17 protein-coding genes are annotated in these 17105 nt (G+C 60.8%); 7 read left to right on the forward strand and 10 right to left on the reverse strand.

The genetic code is table 11. The features are described 5' to 3' along the window. Nucleotides 1-168 precede the first annotated feature (168 nt). The 6 genes from fba to tkt form a co-directional block, all read right to left on the reverse strand. On the reverse strand, nt 169-1233 hold the full coding sequence (gene fba, locus JJD66_RS07905) for a class II fructose-bisphosphate aldolase (protein ID WP_003177554.1): 1065 nt from the start codon (nt 1231-1233) through the stop codon (nt 169-171). A 123-nt stretch (nt 1234-1356) separates the two neighbouring features. Continuing rightward, a complete protein-coding gene (locus JJD66_RS07910) occupies nt 1357-1689 on the reverse strand; it encodes an MliC family protein (RefSeq protein ID WP_105228813.1) in 333 nt (110 codons plus the stop codon). Nucleotides 1690-1749: 60 nt separating this feature from the next. Next, nucleotides 1750-1977, reverse strand: a complete 228-nt coding sequence (locus JJD66_RS07915) for a hypothetical protein (RefSeq protein ID WP_200647918.1) — start codon at nt 1975-1977, stop codon at nt 1750-1752. A 31-nt stretch (nt 1978-2008) separates the two neighbouring features. Then, a complete protein-coding gene (locus JJD66_RS07920; RefSeq protein WP_096143752.1) occupies nt 2009-3172 on the reverse strand; it encodes a phosphoglycerate kinase in 1164 nt (387 codons plus the stop codon). Nucleotides 3173-3189: 17 nt separating this feature from the next. Next, nucleotides 3190-4245, reverse strand: coding sequence for an erythrose-4-phosphate dehydrogenase (gene epd / locus JJD66_RS07925; RefSeq protein ID WP_003194958.1), 1056 nt, complete (start codon nt 4243-4245; stop codon nt 3190-3192). Nucleotides 4246-4383: 138 nt separating this feature from the next. Next, nucleotides 4384-6381, reverse strand: coding sequence for a transketolase (gene tkt, locus JJD66_RS07930; RefSeq protein ID WP_019817446.1), 1998 nt, complete (start codon nt 6379-6381; stop codon nt 4384-4386). Between the two features lie 259 nt (nt 6382-6640). Between tkt and JJD66_RS07935 the strand changes: the two genes are divergently transcribed. The 5 genes from JJD66_RS07935 (at nt 6641) to JJD66_RS07955 (ending at nt 11602) form a co-directional block, all read left to right on the forward strand. Next, on the forward strand, nt 6641-7636 hold the full coding sequence (locus tag JJD66_RS07935; RefSeq protein WP_054899040.1) for an ArsR/SmtB family transcription factor: 996 nt from the start codon (nt 6641-6643) through the stop codon (nt 7634-7636). Nucleotides 7637-7655: 19 nt separating this feature from the next. Continuing rightward, a complete protein-coding gene (gene metK / locus JJD66_RS07940; RefSeq protein WP_003194964.1) occupies nt 7656-8846 on the forward strand; it encodes a methionine adenosyltransferase in 1191 nt (396 codons plus the stop codon). Nucleotides 8847-9058: 212 nt separating this feature from the next. After that, nucleotides 9059-9409, forward strand: coding sequence for a DUF1090 family protein (locus JJD66_RS07945; RefSeq protein WP_200647919.1), 351 nt, complete (start codon nt 9059-9061; stop codon nt 9407-9409). Nucleotides 9410-9507: 98 nt separating this feature from the next. Next, the gene (gene ligB / locus JJD66_RS07950) at nt 9508-11169 is read left to right on the forward strand and encodes an NAD-dependent DNA ligase LigB (protein WP_200647920.1); all 1662 of its coding nucleotides are present in this window, start codon (nt 9508-9510) and stop codon (nt 11167-11169) included. A 37-nt stretch (nt 11170-11206) separates the two neighbouring features. Next, nucleotides 11207-11602 carry a DUF1090 domain-containing protein gene (locus JJD66_RS07955; RefSeq protein WP_034129072.1) on the forward strand — a complete coding sequence of 132 codons (396 nt, stop codon included), beginning with the start codon at nt 11207-11209 and terminating at the stop codon, nt 11600-11602. Between the two features lie 6 nt (nt 11603-11608). Here the strand turns inward: JJD66_RS07955 and JJD66_RS07960 are convergent, their stop codons facing one another. Beyond that, a complete protein-coding gene (locus JJD66_RS07960; protein ID WP_200647951.1) occupies nt 11609-12058 on the reverse strand; it encodes a c-type cytochrome in 450 nt (149 codons plus the stop codon). A 128-nt stretch (nt 12059-12186) separates the two neighbouring features. Between JJD66_RS07960 and mltA the strand changes: the two genes are divergently transcribed. Continuing rightward, nucleotides 12187-13380 (forward strand): murein transglycosylase A, encoded by a 1194-nt coding sequence (mltA, locus tag JJD66_RS07965; RefSeq protein WP_200647921.1) that lies wholly within the window; start codon nt 12187-12189, stop codon nt 13378-13380. A gap of 207 nt (nt 13381-13587) precedes the next feature. Here the strand turns inward: mltA and JJD66_RS07970 are convergent, their stop codons facing one another. After that, on the reverse strand, nt 13588-13974 hold the full coding sequence (locus JJD66_RS07970) for an MAPEG family protein (RefSeq protein ID WP_200647922.1): 387 nt from the start codon (nt 13972-13974) through the stop codon (nt 13588-13590). Nucleotides 13975-14003: 29 nt separating this feature from the next. Then, nucleotides 14004-14837 (reverse strand): EamA family transporter, encoded by an 834-nt coding sequence (locus JJD66_RS07975; RefSeq protein WP_200647923.1) that lies wholly within the window; start codon nt 14835-14837, stop codon nt 14004-14006. Nucleotides 14838-14940: 103 nt separating this feature from the next. Here JJD66_RS07975 and JJD66_RS07980 point away from each other — a divergent pair, with 103 nt between their 5' ends. Continuing rightward, on the forward strand, nt 14941-16200 hold the full coding sequence (locus JJD66_RS07980) for a cation:proton antiporter (protein ID WP_198714444.1): 1260 nt from the start codon (nt 14941-14943) through the stop codon (nt 16198-16200). On the opposite strand, the gene JJD66_RS07985 is transcribed toward JJD66_RS07980, so the two are convergent. After that, nucleotides 16194-17081 (reverse strand): formate/nitrite transporter family protein, encoded by an 888-nt coding sequence (locus JJD66_RS07985; RefSeq protein WP_105228820.1) that lies wholly within the window; start codon nt 17079-17081, stop codon nt 16194-16196. The two genes, JJD66_RS07980 and JJD66_RS07985, sit on opposite strands and share 7 nt — an antisense overlap. Between the last annotated feature and the right edge of the window lie 24 nt (nt 17082-17105).

Genomic DNA, 17105 nt, shown 5'->3' on the forward strand with positions numbered 1-17105 from the left:
CCCGGCTCCCACATTGACCGTGCGTCGGCTCAAGGTCCGGGGTGGATGCTACAGCACCGTTGCGACAAGCCAAAGAACACCGTGGTTTCGGCGCTTCATCTGCAAGTTGATTAAATGGTGTCCATAAAAAAGCCCGCATCGCTGCGGGCTTTTATTAACACTTGAGGCTCAGTTCACCTTAGCGTTCAACTCACCTTTCAAATACCGCTGGTACATCGCTTCCAACGAGATCGGCTTGATCTTCGAAGCATTACCCGCAGTACCAAAGGCTTCATAACGCGCAATACACACATCACGCATCGCCGTCACAGTGGCGCCGAAGAATTTACGTGGGTCGAACTCGCTCGGGTTGGTCGCCATCAGGCGACGCATCGCACCGGTGGATGCCAGGCGCAGGTCGGTGTCGATGTTGACCTTGCGCACGCCGTACTTGATGCCTTCGACAATTTCTTCAACCGGTACGCCGTAGGTTTCTTTGATGTCGCCGCCGTACTGGTTGATGATCGCCAGCCACTCTTGCGGTACCGAGGAAGAACCGTGCATCACCAGGTGGGTGTTAGGGATGCGCTTATGGATTTCCTTGATGCGGTCGATGGCCAGCACGTCGCCAGTAGGTGGCTTGGTGAACTTGTAGGCGCCGTGGCTGGTGCCGATGGCGATAGCCAGGGCGTCGACCTGGGTCTTCTTGACGAAGTCGGCGGCTTCTTCCGGGTCGGTCAGCATCTGGCTATGGTCCAGCACGCCTTCGGCGCCGATGCCGTCTTCTTCGCCGGCCATGCCAGTTTCAAGCGAACCCAGGCAGCCCAGCTCGCCTTCAACCGAAACGCCGCAGGCGTGCGCCATGGCCACGGTTTGTTGGGTGACGCGTACGTTGTATTCGTAGTCGGTTGGGGTTTTGCCGTCTTCGCCGAGGGAACCGTCCATCATCACCGAGCTGAAGCCCAGTTGGATCGAGCGCTGGCACACGTCAGGGCTGGTGCCGTGGTCCTGGTGCATGCACACCGGGATGTGCGGGAATTCTTCGATGGCGGCGAGGATCAGGTGACGCAGGAACGGGGCGCCAGCGTATTTGCGCGCACCGGCCGAAGCCTGGACGATCACTGGAGAGTCGGTCTTGTCAGCGGCTTCCATGATGGCGCGCATCTGCTCAAGGTTGTTGACGTTAAAGGCTGGGACGCCGTAGCCGAACTCGGCTGCGTGGTCCAGCATTTGACGCATGCTGATAAGTGCCATTGTGTTGTCTCTCCCGGTCGAGGGTCGTTAATCGTGCAAGCCTGCCGTAGCGGCGGCTGCTATTCAAGTTATTGCAGATCAAGGGGTTGAGCTTGAGCTGCTGAATCGTTATTGCTGCTGGGTTCAGTTGGCTTTGCAGCCGCGCCCAATCAAATCATCCGTCGCTACCCAGTACACCAGGCCTTCCTCACCTTTGGTGTGAAACGCCAACTGGTCGTCGCTGTACAGCACGCCGGAGGCGGCTACCTCTTGCTTGAGACGGTAAACCTGGTCCGAACCGCCGAGGCGTACATCCACTTCGGAGCGGGCCTGGTTGGCAAAGCGCCAGTTGACCTCGGCCTTGCTGTCGCAGGTCCAGGTGGTCCATTTGTCGGCTGGCTCTGCCTTGTCGAACAGGTTCATGCTGCTGCAGCCGGCCAACAGGGCCAGGGCTGCCAGGGCGAAAACGCCTTTCATTGCCAATCCTCGCAGGGCGACCTGGGGCCGCCGTTGCTATCGGTTAGTGGATCAGACCCGTCATGGGCAACCCTGTTCCTGACCGTTGGGCGCGGAGTCGTATTTCTCCAACCGTTCGTTGCCGATGCGCTTGTTGATCACCGGCATGGTCTCGGCTTGCCAGTCAGCCTGGTAACAGCTTTTTCTCAACGGTGCCTTGGCGTTATCCGCCTCGGGCGCCGCGCTGGGTGTGCTGCCGCAGCCGGCCAACAGGCCCACTGCGATCACCAGTGCCAACGACTTGATCATGGGAACGCTCCTTTTCCTGATCACGCGAGCCTTAACCTTTGGCTCGGGTTTCCAGCACTTCCACAGCGGGCAACACCTTGCCCTCGACGAACTCGAGGAAAGCGCCGCCACCGGTAGAAATGTAGGAGATCTGATCAGCCACACCGTATTTATCGATAGCCGCCAGGGTATCGCCACCGCCAGCGATGGAGAACGCCGAGCTTTCAGCGATCGCGTTAGCCAGCACTTTGGTGCCGTTGCCAAATTGGTCGAACTCGAATACGCCCACCGGGCCATTCCACAGGATAGTCTGGGATGCCTTGAGCAGCTCGGCGAAGTTGGCTGCCGTTTGCGGGCCGATGTCCAGGATCATGTCGTCGTCGGCCACGTCAGCGATAAGCTTGACGGTCGCCGCGGCGCTTTCCGCGAATTCCTTGGCAACCACCACGTCCACCGGCAACGGCACGCTGACCTTTGCAGCGATGGCGCGGGCGGTGTCGAGCAGGTCTGGCTCGTACAGGGATTTGCCCACCGGGTGGCCGGCAGCGGCCAGGAAGGTATTGGCAATGCCGCCGCCGACGATCAGTTGGTTGCAGATCTGGCTCAGGCTGTTGAGCACGTCCAGCTTGGTGGATACCTTGGAGCCGGCAACAATGGCCGCCATCGGTTGGGCCGGAGCGCCCAGGGCCTTGCCCAGCGCATCCAGCTCGGCAGCCAACAACGGGCCTGCCGCGGCGACCTTGGCGAACTTGGCCACGCCGTGGGTCGAACCTTCGGCGCGGTGGGCGGTGCCGAACGCGTCCATCACAAACACGTCGCACAGGGCGGCGTATTGCTGGGCCAGTTCGTCGCTGTTCTTTTTCTCGCCCTTGTTGAAGCGCACGTTTTCGAACAACACGATATCGCCGGCTTTCACGTCCACGCCGCCCAGGTAGTCTGCGACCAATGGCACGTCACGGCCCAGGGCCTTGCTCAGGTATTCGGCGACCGGCTTGAGGCTGTTTTCGGCGGAGAACTCACCTTCGGTCGGGCGACCCAGGTGGGAGCAGACCATCACGGCCGCGCCTTTTTCCAGGGCCAGCTTGATGGTCGGCAGCGAGGCCAGGATTCGCGCATCGCTGGTGACAACACCGTCCTTGACGGGGACGTTGAGGTCTTCGCGGATCAGTACGCGCTTACCTTGCAGATCGAGGTCGGTCATCTTCAACACGGTCATGGGTCGCAGTTCCTGAATTACTGTTGAGGTTGTTTAGAAGCGATGTGCAGATAGTGTTCGGCAACATCCAGCATGCGGTTGGCAAAGCCCCATTCGTTGTCGAACCAGGCCAGGATGTTCACCAGCCTGGGGCCGGAAACGCGGGTCTGGCTGGCATCGACAATCGCCGAATGCGGGTCATGGTTGAAATCGCAACTGGCGTGGGGCAACTCGGTGTAGGCCAGCAGACCTTTGAGCGGGCCGCTGGTGGCGGCGTCGCGCAGGATTCGGTTGACCTCGGCCGCGTCAGTGTCACTGACGGTTTGCATGGTGATATCCAGGCAAGACACATTCACCGTCGGCACCCGTACGGCTTTGGCCTGGATTCGCCCGGCAAGTTCCGGCAGCAGTCGCTCGATGCCGCGCGCCAGGCCGGTGGACACCGGAATCACTGACTGAAACGCCGAACGCGTGCGGCGCAGGTCTTCGTGGTGATAGGCGTCGATGACCGGCTGGTCGTTCATCGCCGAGTGAATCGTGGTGATCGACACGTAATCCAGGCCGATCGCCTGGTCCAGCAGGCGTAACAACGGCACGCTGCAGTTGGTGGTACATGACGCGTTGGACACCAGCAGCTCATCGCCGGTCAGGCAATCCTGGTTGATGCCGTAGACGATGGTCGCGTCGACATCCGCCTCGCTGGCCATCGGCTGGGAAAACAGCACACGCGGGGCGCCGGCGTCGAGAAAACGCTGGCCATCGGCACGGGTGTGATAAACACCGGAGCATTCCAGCACCAGGTCGACGCCCAGTGCTTTCCAGTCGATGCCTTCGGGGGTGGCACTGCGCAACACTTGCACGCAGTTGCCATTGATATGCAGACAATCGCCTTCAACCCGCACTTCGCCAGGGAAGCGGCCGTGGGTGGAGTCAAAGCGTGTCAGGTATTCGATGCTGGCCATGTCGGCCAAATCATTGATCGCGACAATTTCAAACCCGGCCGCCGCCCCTCGCTCGAACAGAGCACGCAAGACGCAACGACCAATGCGGCCGTAGCCGTTGAGTGCAACTTTGTAGGGACGCGGTTGGGGCATGGGGTTCTCGATCAAGGTTAGTTCAGTGATGAATGTACTGGCGCCATCGCGGGCAAGCCCGCTCCCACAGTGGACCGTGATCCAAATGTGGGAGCGGGCTTGCCCGCGATGGCGCCAGTACAGACAACGCAGACTGACTTAGTCTTCCAGCAACTCTTCAGCCTGACCCAGGATGTTTTCCAGGGTGAAACCGAATTCTTCGAACAACGCTGGCGCCGGTGCCGACTCACCGTAGGTGGTCATGCCGATCACACGGCCTTCCAGGCCCACGTACTTGTACCAGTAGTCGGCGTGAGCCGCCTCGATGGCGATACGCGCACTGACCTGCAACGGCAACACCGATTGCTTGTAACCGGCGTCCTGGGCTTCGAACACGCTGGTGCACGGCATGGATACAACGCGAACGTTGCGGCCTTGCTCGGTCAGCTTGTCGTACGCCTGAACGGTCAGGCCCACTTCGGAACCGGTGGAGATCAGGATCAGCTCCGGCTCGCCGATGCAGTCCTTGAGCACATAACCGCCACGGCTGATGTCGGCGATCTGCGCGTCGGTACGCACCTGGTGCTGCAGGTTCTGACGCGAGAAGATCAGCGCCGAAGGGCCGTCCTTGCGCTCGATGGCGTGCTTCCAGGCCACGGCGGATTCCACGGCGTCGGCCGGGCGCCAGCAATCCAGGTTCGGCGTAGTGCGCAGGCTGGTCAGTTGCTCGACCGGCTGGTGCGTCGGGCCGTCTTCGCCCAGGCCGATGGAGTCGTGGGTGTAGACGTGGATCACGCGCTTCTTCATCAGCGCCGCCATACGTACGGCGTTACGTGCGTATTCCATGAACATCAGGAAGGTCGCGCCGTATGGCACCAGGCCGCCGTGCAGGGACACGCCGTTCATGATGGCGCTCATGCCGAACTCGCGCACGCCGTAGTACATGTAGTTGCCGCTGGCGTCTTCGGCCGAGACACCTTTGCAACCCTTCCACAGGGTCAGGTTGGAACCGGCCAGGTCAGCCGAACCGCCGAGGAACTCAGGCAGCAACGGGCCAAAGGCGTTCAGGGTGTTCTGGCTGGCTTTACGGCTGGCGATGGTCTCGCCCTTGGCCGCGACTTCAGCGATGTAGGCCGAGGCCTTTTCCGAGAAGTCGGCAGGCAGGTCACCGGCCAGGCGGCGTACCAGCTCGTTGGCCAATTCAGGGAATTCGGCGGAGTACGCAGCGAAACGCTGGTCCCACTCGGATTCAGCCGCCAGGCCTTTTTCCTTGGCATCCCATTCGGCGTAGATGTCGGCCGGGATTTCGAACGGGCCGTGGTTCCACTTCAGCGCTTCGCGGGTCAGGGCGATTTCCGCGTCACCCAGTGGGGCGCCGTGGCAGTCTTCTTTACCTTGCTTGTTCGGCGAGCCGAAACCGATGGTGGTCTTGCAGCAGATCAGGGTTGGTTGCGCGCTCTTGCGAGCGGTGTCGATGGCCGTCTTGATCTCTTCCGGATCGTGGCCGTCGACGTTGCGGATCACTTGCCAGTTGTAGGCTTCGAAACGCTTGGGCGTGTCGTCGGTGAACCAGCCTTCGACTTCGCCGTCGATGGAGATGCCGTTGTCATCGTAGAAGGCAATCAGCTTGCCCAGGCCCAGGGTACCGGCCAGGGAGGCGACTTCATGGGAAATGCCTTCCATCATGCAGCCATCACCCAGGAATACATAGGTGTGGTGGTCAACGATGTCGTGGCCAGGGCGGTTGAACTGCGCGCCCAGGACTTTTTCCGCCAGGGCGAAACCAACCGCATTGGCCAGGCCTTGGCCCAGGGGACCGGTGGTGGTCTCAACGCCCGGGGTGTAGCCGAATTCCGGGTGGCCCGGGGTGCGGCTGTGCAGCTGACGGAAGCTCTTGAGGTCGTCGATGGTGACATCGTAGCCGGTCAGGTGCAGCAGCGAATAAATCAGCATCGAGCCGTGGCCGTTGGACAGCACGAAGCGGTCACGGTCGGCGAACGACGGGTTGCTCGGGTTGTGTTTCAGGTAGTCACGCCAAAGTACCTCGGCGATATCCGCCATGCCCATCGGGGCACCGGGATGGCCGCTGTTGGCTTTTTGCACGGCATCCATGCTGAGGGCACGAATGGCGTTGGCACGCTCACGACGGCTGGGCATCGCTGATCTCCTGGAGTTTGCTGAAAAGAAACGGAAAAAAGGACCGGCATTTTCCCTCAGCCACCGCCTGCGGGCAATGACAGATAGTCACTTGAGGGCGTTTTTCCTGTGCTTTGGGCATCAATCCCTTGCAGAAACCTTTAACCGGTTCGTCTAAAGGTTATAGCGACGGCTTATAACCGCCACTTATCGTTCAATATCAAAACTTTTTGATATTGGCCTTGCGAGGATCTACACCCGTCACTAGACTGCTGGCCTTATGAACCTACCCGTGCCCTCCCTGCGTCCTGACGACGGCGATGAACTGGCTGCCTTGTGCAAGGCCGCTGGCGATCCGTTGCGCTTGAACGTACTGCGCGCACTGGCCAACGATTCTTTCGGGGTACTGGAGCTGGCGCAGATCTTTGCCATCGGCCAGTCCGGCATGAGCCACCATTTGAAGGTGCTGGCCCAGGCCGACCTGGTGGCCACCCGTCGCGAAGGCAATGCGATTTTCTACCGGCGTGCACTGCCCCATACCGAACTGCTTGGCGGCAAATTGCACGCTGCCCTGCTCGAAGAAGTGGATAACTTGTGCCTGCCCGGCGATGTGCAATCGCGTATCGGCCAGGTGCACGGGCAACGCGCCGCCGCCAGCCAGGATTTTTTCTCACGGGTGGCCGATAAGTTTCGCGCCCAGCAGGATCTGATCGCCGGCTTGGCCCAGTACCGCGAAAGCGTACTGGCGCTGCTGGACAAGCTGAGCTTCAGTGAAGAGGCCACGGCCTTGGAAGTCGGCCCTGGCGACGGCGGTTTCCTGCCCGAACTGGCGCGTCGCTTCGAGCAGGTCACCGCGCTGGATAACAGCCCGGCGATGCTTGAACTGGCGCGCCAACTCTGTGAGCGCGAAGCCTTGGGCAATGTGCGCCTACAGTTGGCCGACGCCCTGAGTGACACCGGCCTGCGAGCCGATTGCGTGGTGCTGAACATGGTCTTGCACCATTTCGCCGCACCGGCAGAAGCTCTCAAGCAAATGGCCGGGTTGCTGCACCCCGGCGGTAGCCTGCTGGTTACGGATTTATGCAGCCACAACCAGAATTGGGCCAAGGAGGCCTGCGGTGATCTCTGGCTGGGTTTTGAACAGGACGATCTGGCCCGTTGGGCCACCGCTGCGGGACTCGTTCCCGGGGAAAGCCTCTATGTAGGTTTACGTAATGGTTTCCAGATTCAGGTCCGCCATTTTCAGCGACCGGCTGGCGACACTCACCATCGGTAAATATCAGGAAAACATCGAGATGAGCGAATACTCCCTTTTCACCTCCGAGTCCGTGTCTGAAGGGCATCCGGACAAAATCGCCGACCAGATTTCTGACGCGGTGCTGGACGCTATCATCGCTGAAGACAAGTTCGCCCGTGTGGCGTGCGAGACGCTGGTGAAAACGGGCGTGGCGATCATCGCCGGCGAAGTTACCACCACTGCCTGGGTCGACCTGGAGCAGATCGTGCGTGACGTGATCACCGACATTGGCTACAACAGCTCCGACGTCGGCTTTGACGGCGCAACCTGCGGCGTGATGAACATCATCGGCAAGCAGTCCCCGGACATCAACCAGGGCGTTGACCGGGCCAAGCCTGAAGACCAGGGCGCCGGCGACCAGGGCCTGATGTTCGGCTACGCCAGCAACGAAACCGACGTACTGATGCCCGCGCCGATCACCTTTTCGCACCAGCTGGTACAACGCCAGGCCGAGGCGCGTAAATCCGGCGTACTGCCATGGCTGCGCCCTGACGCCAAGTCCCAGGTGACCTGCCGCTACGAAGGCGGCAAAGTCGTGGGCATCGACGCCGTCGTACTGTCGACCCAGCACAACCCGGACGTGTCCTACGCCGACCTGCGTGAAGGCGTGATGGAACTGATCGTCAAGCATGTGTTGCCTGCCGAACTGCTGACCAAGGACACCCAGTTCCACATCAACCCGACCGGCCAGTTCATCATCGGTGGCCCCGTGGGCGACTGCGGCCTGACCGGCCGCAAGATCATCGTCGACAGCTACGGCGGCATGGCCCGTCACGGCGGTGGTGCATTCTCCGGCAAGGACCCTTCCAAGGTTGACCGCTCTGCGGCTTACGCCGGTCGTTATGTGGCCAAGAACATCGTGGCTGCCGGCCTGGCCGAGCGCTGCGAAATCCAGGTTTCCTACGCCATTGGCGTGGCCCAGCCTACGTCGATCTCGCTGAACACCTTCGGCACCGGCAAGATCAGCGATGACAAGATCGTCAAGCTGGTGCGTGAGATCTTCGACCTGCGCCCTTACGCAATCACCACCATGCTCGACCTGCTGCACCCGATGTACCAGGAAACCGCAGCCTACGGCCACTTCGGCCGCACCCCTGCGCAGAAGACTGTGGGTGATGACACCTTCAGCACCTTCACCTGGGAAAAAACCGACCGCGCCAACGACCTGCGTACCGCCGCCGGCCTGTAATCGTTCGCGGCAAATAGAGCCCCGCCAGGTCTGCCTGGCGGGGCTTTTTGTTGCCTGCAGGACCACTTCGGGCTTTTTTGGATCCAAGGCTTGCAGGCCAAATGATGGCCCACTAGAATCCGCGCCCTCTCGGGCCCTTCACCTTATTTGGATATTGCACTGCGCCCGCCCGGGATGGATAAGCGCGCAGGCAATCGAACATTGAGGTTTTCATGCGCATTTCCACGCTCGCCCCTGCCGCCCTTCTGCTCAGCCTGTTCACCCTGTCGGCCCAGGCCGCTGACCTGAACGCTTTGAGCGGCGCCCTGAGTGCCCAGCTCGGTGGCGGCAATGCCGGCGACTGCCAGCAGCAACCCAAAGACCTGCAAGCCAAGATCGACGCGGCCAATGCCAAGAACGATCTGCTGAAAGTGCGGGCGTATGAGGCTGCGCTGGAGCAGGTCAACAAAGCTTGCAACAAACTCGCCGACAGCCAGGCAAAAGTAGACGCCAAGCAGCAAAAGCAGCAGGCCAAGACGGAAAACAATGATGCTGTGAAGGCCTTGGGCGGCCTGTTCAAGTAAACAGAAATACCCGGTAAAAAGCCCCGCTCGGTCGGGGCTTTTTTGTGGGCGCGTGGATCACTTAGGCTGGGCCCCCTTTTCGAGCAAGGATGCTCACGATGCACGTATTACTGGCTGTTCTCATAAGCGCCGTACCAGCCTGGGCCTGGGCCGAAACCTGCCCCGATGACGTTCACTCACAGCTGGAAACCCTGTCCGGGCAAATCCAGCAGTGGGACGACAGCTACCATCGACAGGGCCAAGCCCTGATCAGCGATGAGCTCTACGACCAAGCCCGCAGACGCCTGGCGCATTGGCAGGAGTGCACCCGCGAGCAGACACCCAAGCCTGATAACCCGCTGGCCAGTGCGCGCGGTACCTTACCTCACCCGGTTGCGCACACGGGCCTGCAAAAGCTGCCGAGCGAGCCCGCCGTCAGTGACTGGCTCAGCACTCGACAGGATGTCTGGGTCCAACCCAAGGTCGATGGCGTTGCGGTGACACTGGTGTATCGCCAGGGCCGCTTGCATCAGCTCATCAGTCGGGGCGACGGCCTGCTGGGCCACGATTGGTCAGCCTCCGCCGCCAAGATCCCCGGCATTGTCCAACAGTTGCCCGACGCCGTTGATGTGGTGCTGCAAGGCGAACTCTATTGGCGCCTCAACCACCATGTGCAATCGCTCAAGGGCGGGCTCAATGCGCGCAGCAAAGTGGCTGGCCTGATGAACCGTCGTCAGTTGAGCGATGCCGAGGCTGCCGGGATCGGCCTGTTCATCTGGGCGTGGCCCGACGGCCCGACGGATTTCACCGAACACCTGGCCACCTTGGCGCGCTGGGGCTTCACCGATAGCCAACAGTACAGCCAACCCGTGGGCACCATCAGCGAAGCTGCGCATTGGCGCACGCATTGGTACAACGCACCACTACCCTTCGCCAGCGACGGCGTGGTGCTGCACCAGGGTGCGCGAGCGCCCGCCGAGCGCTGGCAAGCCAGTGCGCCCTACTGGTCGGTTGCCTGGAAATACCCGGCTATCAAGGCACTGGCCCTGGTGCGCAAGGTCGCGTTCAGGGTCGGACGTACCGGGCGTATTACACCTATTCTCGAATTGGAGCCCGTACGGCTGGATGATCGGCAGATCAGCCGAGTGAGCGTCGGCTCCCTGAAACGCTGGCAAACCCTGGATATCCGCCCTGGCGATCATGTGTCGATCAGCCTGGCGGGCCAGGTCATACCGCGACTGGACAAGGTGATCCTGCGCAACGAGACACGCGTGGACATGCAGGTACCCGACCCTCAAGACTTTCATGCCTTGAGCTGCTGGCAACTGGACCCTGGCTGCGAAGACCAACTGCTCGCCCGCCTCACCTGGCTGAGCGGTAAACACGGCCTGGCCTTGCCCCACATGGGGCGCGAAACCTGGAACGTATTGATCCAGGCCGGTCTAATCGCAGGCTTTCTCGATTGGTTGACACTTGATGCGGCCGAGCTTGCTACCATTGAGGGCTTAGGCGAACGTACCCGTGCGCGGGTGCTCGACAGTATTCAAAGCGCCCGGCAACGCCCTTTTTCACTATGGCTCAAGGCCTTGGGCGTGCCGCCGGCGGCGCGCAACAACCTGGAAGGAGACTGGCAGACGCTGGTCGCCAAAGACACTCAAGCCTGGCTGGCCTCAGATGGCATCGGCCCGGGACGCGCGGCGCAACTCAGCGCTTTTTTTCGCGACCCGCAGGTACAAGCCTTGGCTGAAACATTACGCGGAGCCGGGATAGATGGGTTTTGATCCCCTCCGCCACCTGATTGCGAACCTGGAGCCTTATATGAAATTTCTCGCCCCCTTTGCCTTGCTGACCTTCGCGAGCTTCATGGCCACGCCGCTGTTGGCCGCCGAAGACGCACAACCCCTCACCGGCTGCGCCGCCAAGCGCCAGGCCATCAGCAGCCAGATCGAACAAGCCAAGGCCCACGGCAACAGCGCGCAACAGGCTGGCCTGGAAAAAGCCCTGGCCGAAGTTACCGCCCACTGCACCGATGCCGGCTTGAAGAAAGAACGTGAAAACAAGGTGCTCGACGCCAAGCACGAAGTCAGCCGCCGTCAGGCCGACCTCGACAAGGCCATGAAAAAAGGCGACCCGGACAAGATCAACAAGCGCAAGGAGAAGCTGGCCGACTCGCGTAAAGAGCTGCAGGACGCAGTGGAAGAACTCGACCAGTAAAACCGATCAATGATCGCGGAACTGTTTATGGCAGGCGCTACAGGCATCTTCAACTTTTTGCACCGCCGGTTGCAGGTTGCTGGCCTTGTAGGGCTGCACTTGGCTGGCGATCACCAATTCACCGGTGGCCGCCTCAAGATCGCGGGCCAGTTGCTGGAACTGCGCCTGTTTTTGCCACACATCATCTTTGGCACTGGTGTGGTCTTCTTCGCGTACGCTCGGGAAATGTTTCCACGGTTCATGGGACAACGCATCCAGCTTGACCGCACCCTCGGCGAACTTGGCGCCATCAAATGGGATACGCCCGCGCAGCATGCCGCCCAGGTCTTCACCGGTCTTGAGCATCTGCTTGAAGATCGCCTTGCGCTGGCCCAGGGGGGAATTGGGATCAACACCGCCACAGGCAGACAAAGCCAGGCAGGCCAGCAATACAACGGTCAGTTTTTTTAACATCATCATGGCTTCAAGGTCACGGGAAACGGCGGCCAGTATCCTCGCACCGCCCACAAAGACCAATAGCCCTATTAATAATAAGGTTGCCCGGATGCCGTGAAGCGCGGGCAATCGTTTCAGGAATTGCTTGCATGAATGTCACCTTCAAACCCTGGGGCCGCCGCCTGGCTTGGGCTCTGCCAATGTTCGCGCTACTGGCCGGCTGCGATGCTGGTAAAGACACCGACAAAGAAGTTGCCCAGGAGCCAACCAAACCTCACGCCGTTGCCACCTATGTGAGCGCACCGTGGGAAGCCCTGCCGAGCGTTTCCGACAGCGACTTGCTCGCCGGGTTTGAATCCTGGCGCAGCGCCTGCCAGCGCCTCAAGGCCGACCCGATCTGGGGCGCGACCTGCGCGACAGCGGCCAGCGTACCGGGCGATGCCGTAGCGGTTCGTAGCTTTCTCAAGGAACACCTGGATGTCTTCGGCCTGCGTTCGGCCAACAACACGCCAAACGGCTTGATCACGGGTTATTACGAGCCGGTCTACCCCGGCAGCCTGACCAAGACCGCCACCGCCCACGTGCCGGTATACGGCGTGCCGGACGACCTGATTGTCGTCAACCTCGACAGCATCTATCCGGAGCTCAAGGGCAAGCGCCTGCGCGGGCGCCTGGAAGGCCGTGTGCTCAAGCCGTATGACGACGCCAGCACCCTCAACAGCCAAGGCTCTACCGCCAAGCCGATCGCCTGGCTGACCGACCCGATGGACCTGCAGTTCCTGCAAATCCAGGGCTCGGGGCGTATTCAACTGGCCGGCGGGCGTCAACTGCGTGTGGGTTACGGCGACCAGAACGGCTACCCGTACCGCCCTATTGGCCGTTGGCTGGTGGAACAAGGCGAACTGAAAAAAGAAGACGTGACCATGGGCGCCATCAGCGCCTGGGCCAAGGCCCACCCGCAGCGCATTCCAGAACTGTTGGCGAGCAACCCCAGCTACGTATTCTTCAGCGCCCGCCCCGACAGCAACGAAGGCCCGCGCGGTTCGCTGAACGTGCCATTGACCGCCGGCTACAGCGTGGCAGTGGATCGCAAGGTGATTCCGCTGGGCAGCCTGTTGTGGTTGTCGACCACCAAACCAGACGGCACGCCACTGGCACGCCCTGTCGCCGCGCAGGATACCGGCGGCGCAATCACCGGAGAAGTGCGCGCAGATCTGTTCTGGGGCACAGGCAATGCCGCAGGCGAGTTGGCGGGGAATATGAAACAGCAAGGGCAGATCTGGATGCTGTGGCCCAAAGGCGCGGCGTTGCCCCAGGTGCCGGATGCGCCTGCCGGAACCTGACAATCGCTGAAAATCAATGTGGGAGAGGCGTGCCCTGAACCCAGTCAGTTATCGCAAATCCCCTGTGGGAGCGGGCTTGCCCGCGAAGGCGATGTGTCAGTCACTGCATCTGTTACTGCGCGACCGCTTTCGCAGGCAAGCCAGCTCCCACATTTAATTGATCGACATGAGGGCTTGCTCCCTCCCGCATAGCGACGGCGGCGTCCCTCACATCGAAACGAAGAAGAAACTCGCAATCAACGCCATACCCACGGCCCACACCAGCGAACGCAAGATCGCCCAGTCCGCCAGGTAGCAAATGATGTACAGCAGGCGGCTGGTGATAAACAGCACTGCCAGCACGTTGATCGTCACCAGTTCGGCGTTGCCGGCCAAGTGCGCAATGATGACTGAAGCGGCAAACGCCGGGGTCACTTCGAAACTGTTGAGTTGCGCGCTATGAGCACGCTTGGCGACGCCTTCCAGGCTATCGAGGAAGGCACGCGGGTCGTGGTTATGCCGTAACCCGAACTTGCCTGTGCTGAACTTGGCCACACCGGTGCAAATGTACGGCAGAAAGATTGCGATCAATACACACCATAAAGCGACTGTCATCACCGATTCCTTTTAGTTTTATCCGACGGTTAGAGTTTCATCACCAACATGCCAATCAACACCACCCCACAGGCTATGAGCCGTGGACGGCCAAAAGGTTCTTTCAAGTAACGCATGCCGAACAGCACCACCAGAATCACACTGACTTCGCGCAGCGCGGCGGCTTCGGCAATCGAGCCCAACTGCATGGCCCAAAGTACCAAAGCGTAGCTCAACAATACGCACAGCCCCACGCTCAAGCCCAACCGCCACTGGGTGCGCCAGAACAGGCTGAAGGCCGCACGCTTGCGCACCAGCGCCAGCAACGGAAACGGCCAGGCGCTGATCAGCGTCAGCCACACCAGATAATCCAGCGGATGCGACCAGCGCCGCAGCGCCTGCCCGTCCAGAAAGGTGTAGCAGCCGATGCACAGACCAATCAACACCACCACCGGTAGCATCGACCAGGGCAACCGGTCACCGCCGCCGCCCTGCCACAGCAGGCACACCATGCCGAACGGAATCAGCAGAATCCCCAGAATCTGCTGGGTATTCAATACTTCGCCGGCAAACACCAGGGTCAGCACCAGCACCACCAGCGGCGACAAACCGCGCATCAACGGATACACCAGGCCCAGGTCACCCACCCGATAGGCCTGGATCAATAAATAGCGATAGAGCAATTCAAACAGCGCAGAGGCCATGATCCACGGCCAGATGTCCAGCGGCGGCAAGGACACGAAGCCCACCGCGAATACCACGAACAGCAGCGCCACACTGTCCATGCAGGCAATGACTAAAAGGCGCTCGCCACTGAACTTGATCAAGGTGTTCCACGTCGCATGCAACAGCGCCGCTACCAGCACCAAGGCTGTCGCTACCACCAGAACCTCCTTAATTGATACGTCATGTAACAGCACCTGTTTATACTAACCACCGATTCGACGCACCCCGTGCGCCTATATTTCCCTGCTCCAAGGACCCCGGATGCTTGAACTTGTCGCCGCCTTCATCTGCCTCACCACCCTGCTCACCTATGTGAACTTCCGTTTTATCGGACTGCCGCCGACCATCGGCGTGATGGTCACCGCGCTGATCTTCTCGCTGATCCTGCAAGGCCTGAGCGTGCTCGGCTACCCGGGCCTGGAGGAACGCGTCCAGCAACTGATCGGCCAGATCGACTTCGGCGATTTGCTGATGAACTGGATGCTCTCATTCCTGCTGTTCGCCGGTGCCTTGCACGTCAACTTGAACGACTTGCGCAGTTACCGCTGGCCCATCGGCCTGCTGGCAACCTTTGGTGTGTTGATTGCCACCGTGGTCATCGGCAGCCTGGCGTACTACATCTTCGCCCTGTTTGGCTGGCACGTTAGCTTCCTCTACTGCCTGCTGTTCGGCGCTCTGATTTCCCCCACCGACCCGATCGCGGTGCTCGGCGTGCTGCGTACCGCCAACGCGTCGAAGCCGTTGAAGACCACCATCGTCGGCGAGTCTCTGTTCAACGACGGTACCGCGGTGGTGGTGTTTACCGTGCTGCTGGGTATCGCGCAGTTGGGTGAGACGCCCACCGTGAGCGCCACGGCCATGCTGTTTGCCCACGAAGCCATTGGCGGCGTGCTGTTTGGCGGGCTGATCGGCTATCTCGTGTACCTGATGATCAAGAGCATCGAACAGCACCAGATCGAAGTCATGCTGACCCTCGCCCTGGTGATCGGCGGCTCGGCCATGGCCTCGGAGCTGCATGTGTCCGCACCGATTGCGATGGTGGTCGCAGGGCTGATCATCGGCAACCTGGGGCGCAAACTGGCGATGAACGACATGACGCGTCGCTACCTGGATGGTTTCTGGGAACTGCTCGATGACATGCTCAATGCCTTGCTGTTTGCGCTGATCGGCATGGAGCTGCTGCTATTGCCCTTCAACTGGCTGCACGTGTTCGCGGCCAGCCTGCTGGCAGTGGCGATCCTGCTCTCGCGCCTGCTGACCGTGGCCCCGGCGATCCTGTTGCTGCGCCGTTGGCGCACGGTACCGCGCGGCACCATCCGTATCCTGACCTGGGGCGGCTTGCGCGGCGGGGTTTCAGTGGCACTGGCGCTGGCCCTGCCACTGGGCCCAGAGCGCGATCTGTTGCTGAGCATCACCTACATCGTGGTGCTGTCGTCGATCCTGTTGCAGGGTTTGAGCATCGGCAAGTTGGTCAAGCGCGTGACCCAAGACGAATCCCAGGCCACACCTGACGCTCACTGATCTTTGTTGATCCGCTGCGGATGTCTCGGGTCCGCAGCGCTCTTGCCCGGCAAGCTACCCTCGCTGCGAATCTGCGCATGGCTGATCAGCGCAAAAATGAAGCTGCCACCGATGATGTTGCCGGCCAGTGTAGGGCCGGCAAACACCAGCCAGAAATCCTTCCACGGCAACTCACCGGCAAACACCAGGTATGACACTTCCGCCGAACCCACCACGATATGGGTGAAATCCCCCAGGGCCATCAGGTAGGTGATCAGAATGATGATCCACATCTTGGCGCTTTCCATCGACGGGATCATCCACACCATGGTGGCGATCATCCAGCCGGAGACGATGCCCTTGGCGAACATCTGGCCGGCGTCGTTTTCCATGATCTTGCGCCCGATTTCGAGGAAGGCCAGGTCGGTCTTGCTGTCGAAAATCGGCAGGTGCAGCATCACATACGCCACCAACAGTGTGCCGCAGAGGTTACCCACCAGCACCACTGACCACAGCCGCAACAGACGCCCGGCATTCGCCAGGGTTGGCTTGCTCATCACCGGTAGCACGGCGGTCAGGGTGTTTTCGGTAAACAGTTGCTGGCGTGCCAGGATCACCGCGAGGAAGCCCGCGCAGTAGCCGAAGCTGGCAATTACCTTGAAGGCTTCGCCCTCAGGCAGGCGTGAATTGAGCAGCCCCATGGCCATCAGTGACAAGCCCATGGTCAGCCCGGCTGCCAAGGCCGACCACCACAACGCGGCGACACTGCGCTCCAGCTCCTGGTCGCCCTGGGTACGAATGATTTCGTGCAATACCGCTGCGCGGGGCGGCTGGTTCTTGTCGACGTCCTGCTGCTCTTCCTGGGACAGGTTGGGGGTCTTGCCGTCTTCTTGCGTAGCCATGGTGATACCTGAACGGGGGGCGAT

It is taken from the genome of Pseudomonas sp. MF6751 (assembly GCF_016613265.1).
GTDB lineage: Bacteria > Pseudomonadota > Gammaproteobacteria > Pseudomonadales > Pseudomonadaceae > Aquipseudomonas > Aquipseudomonas fluorescens_BV.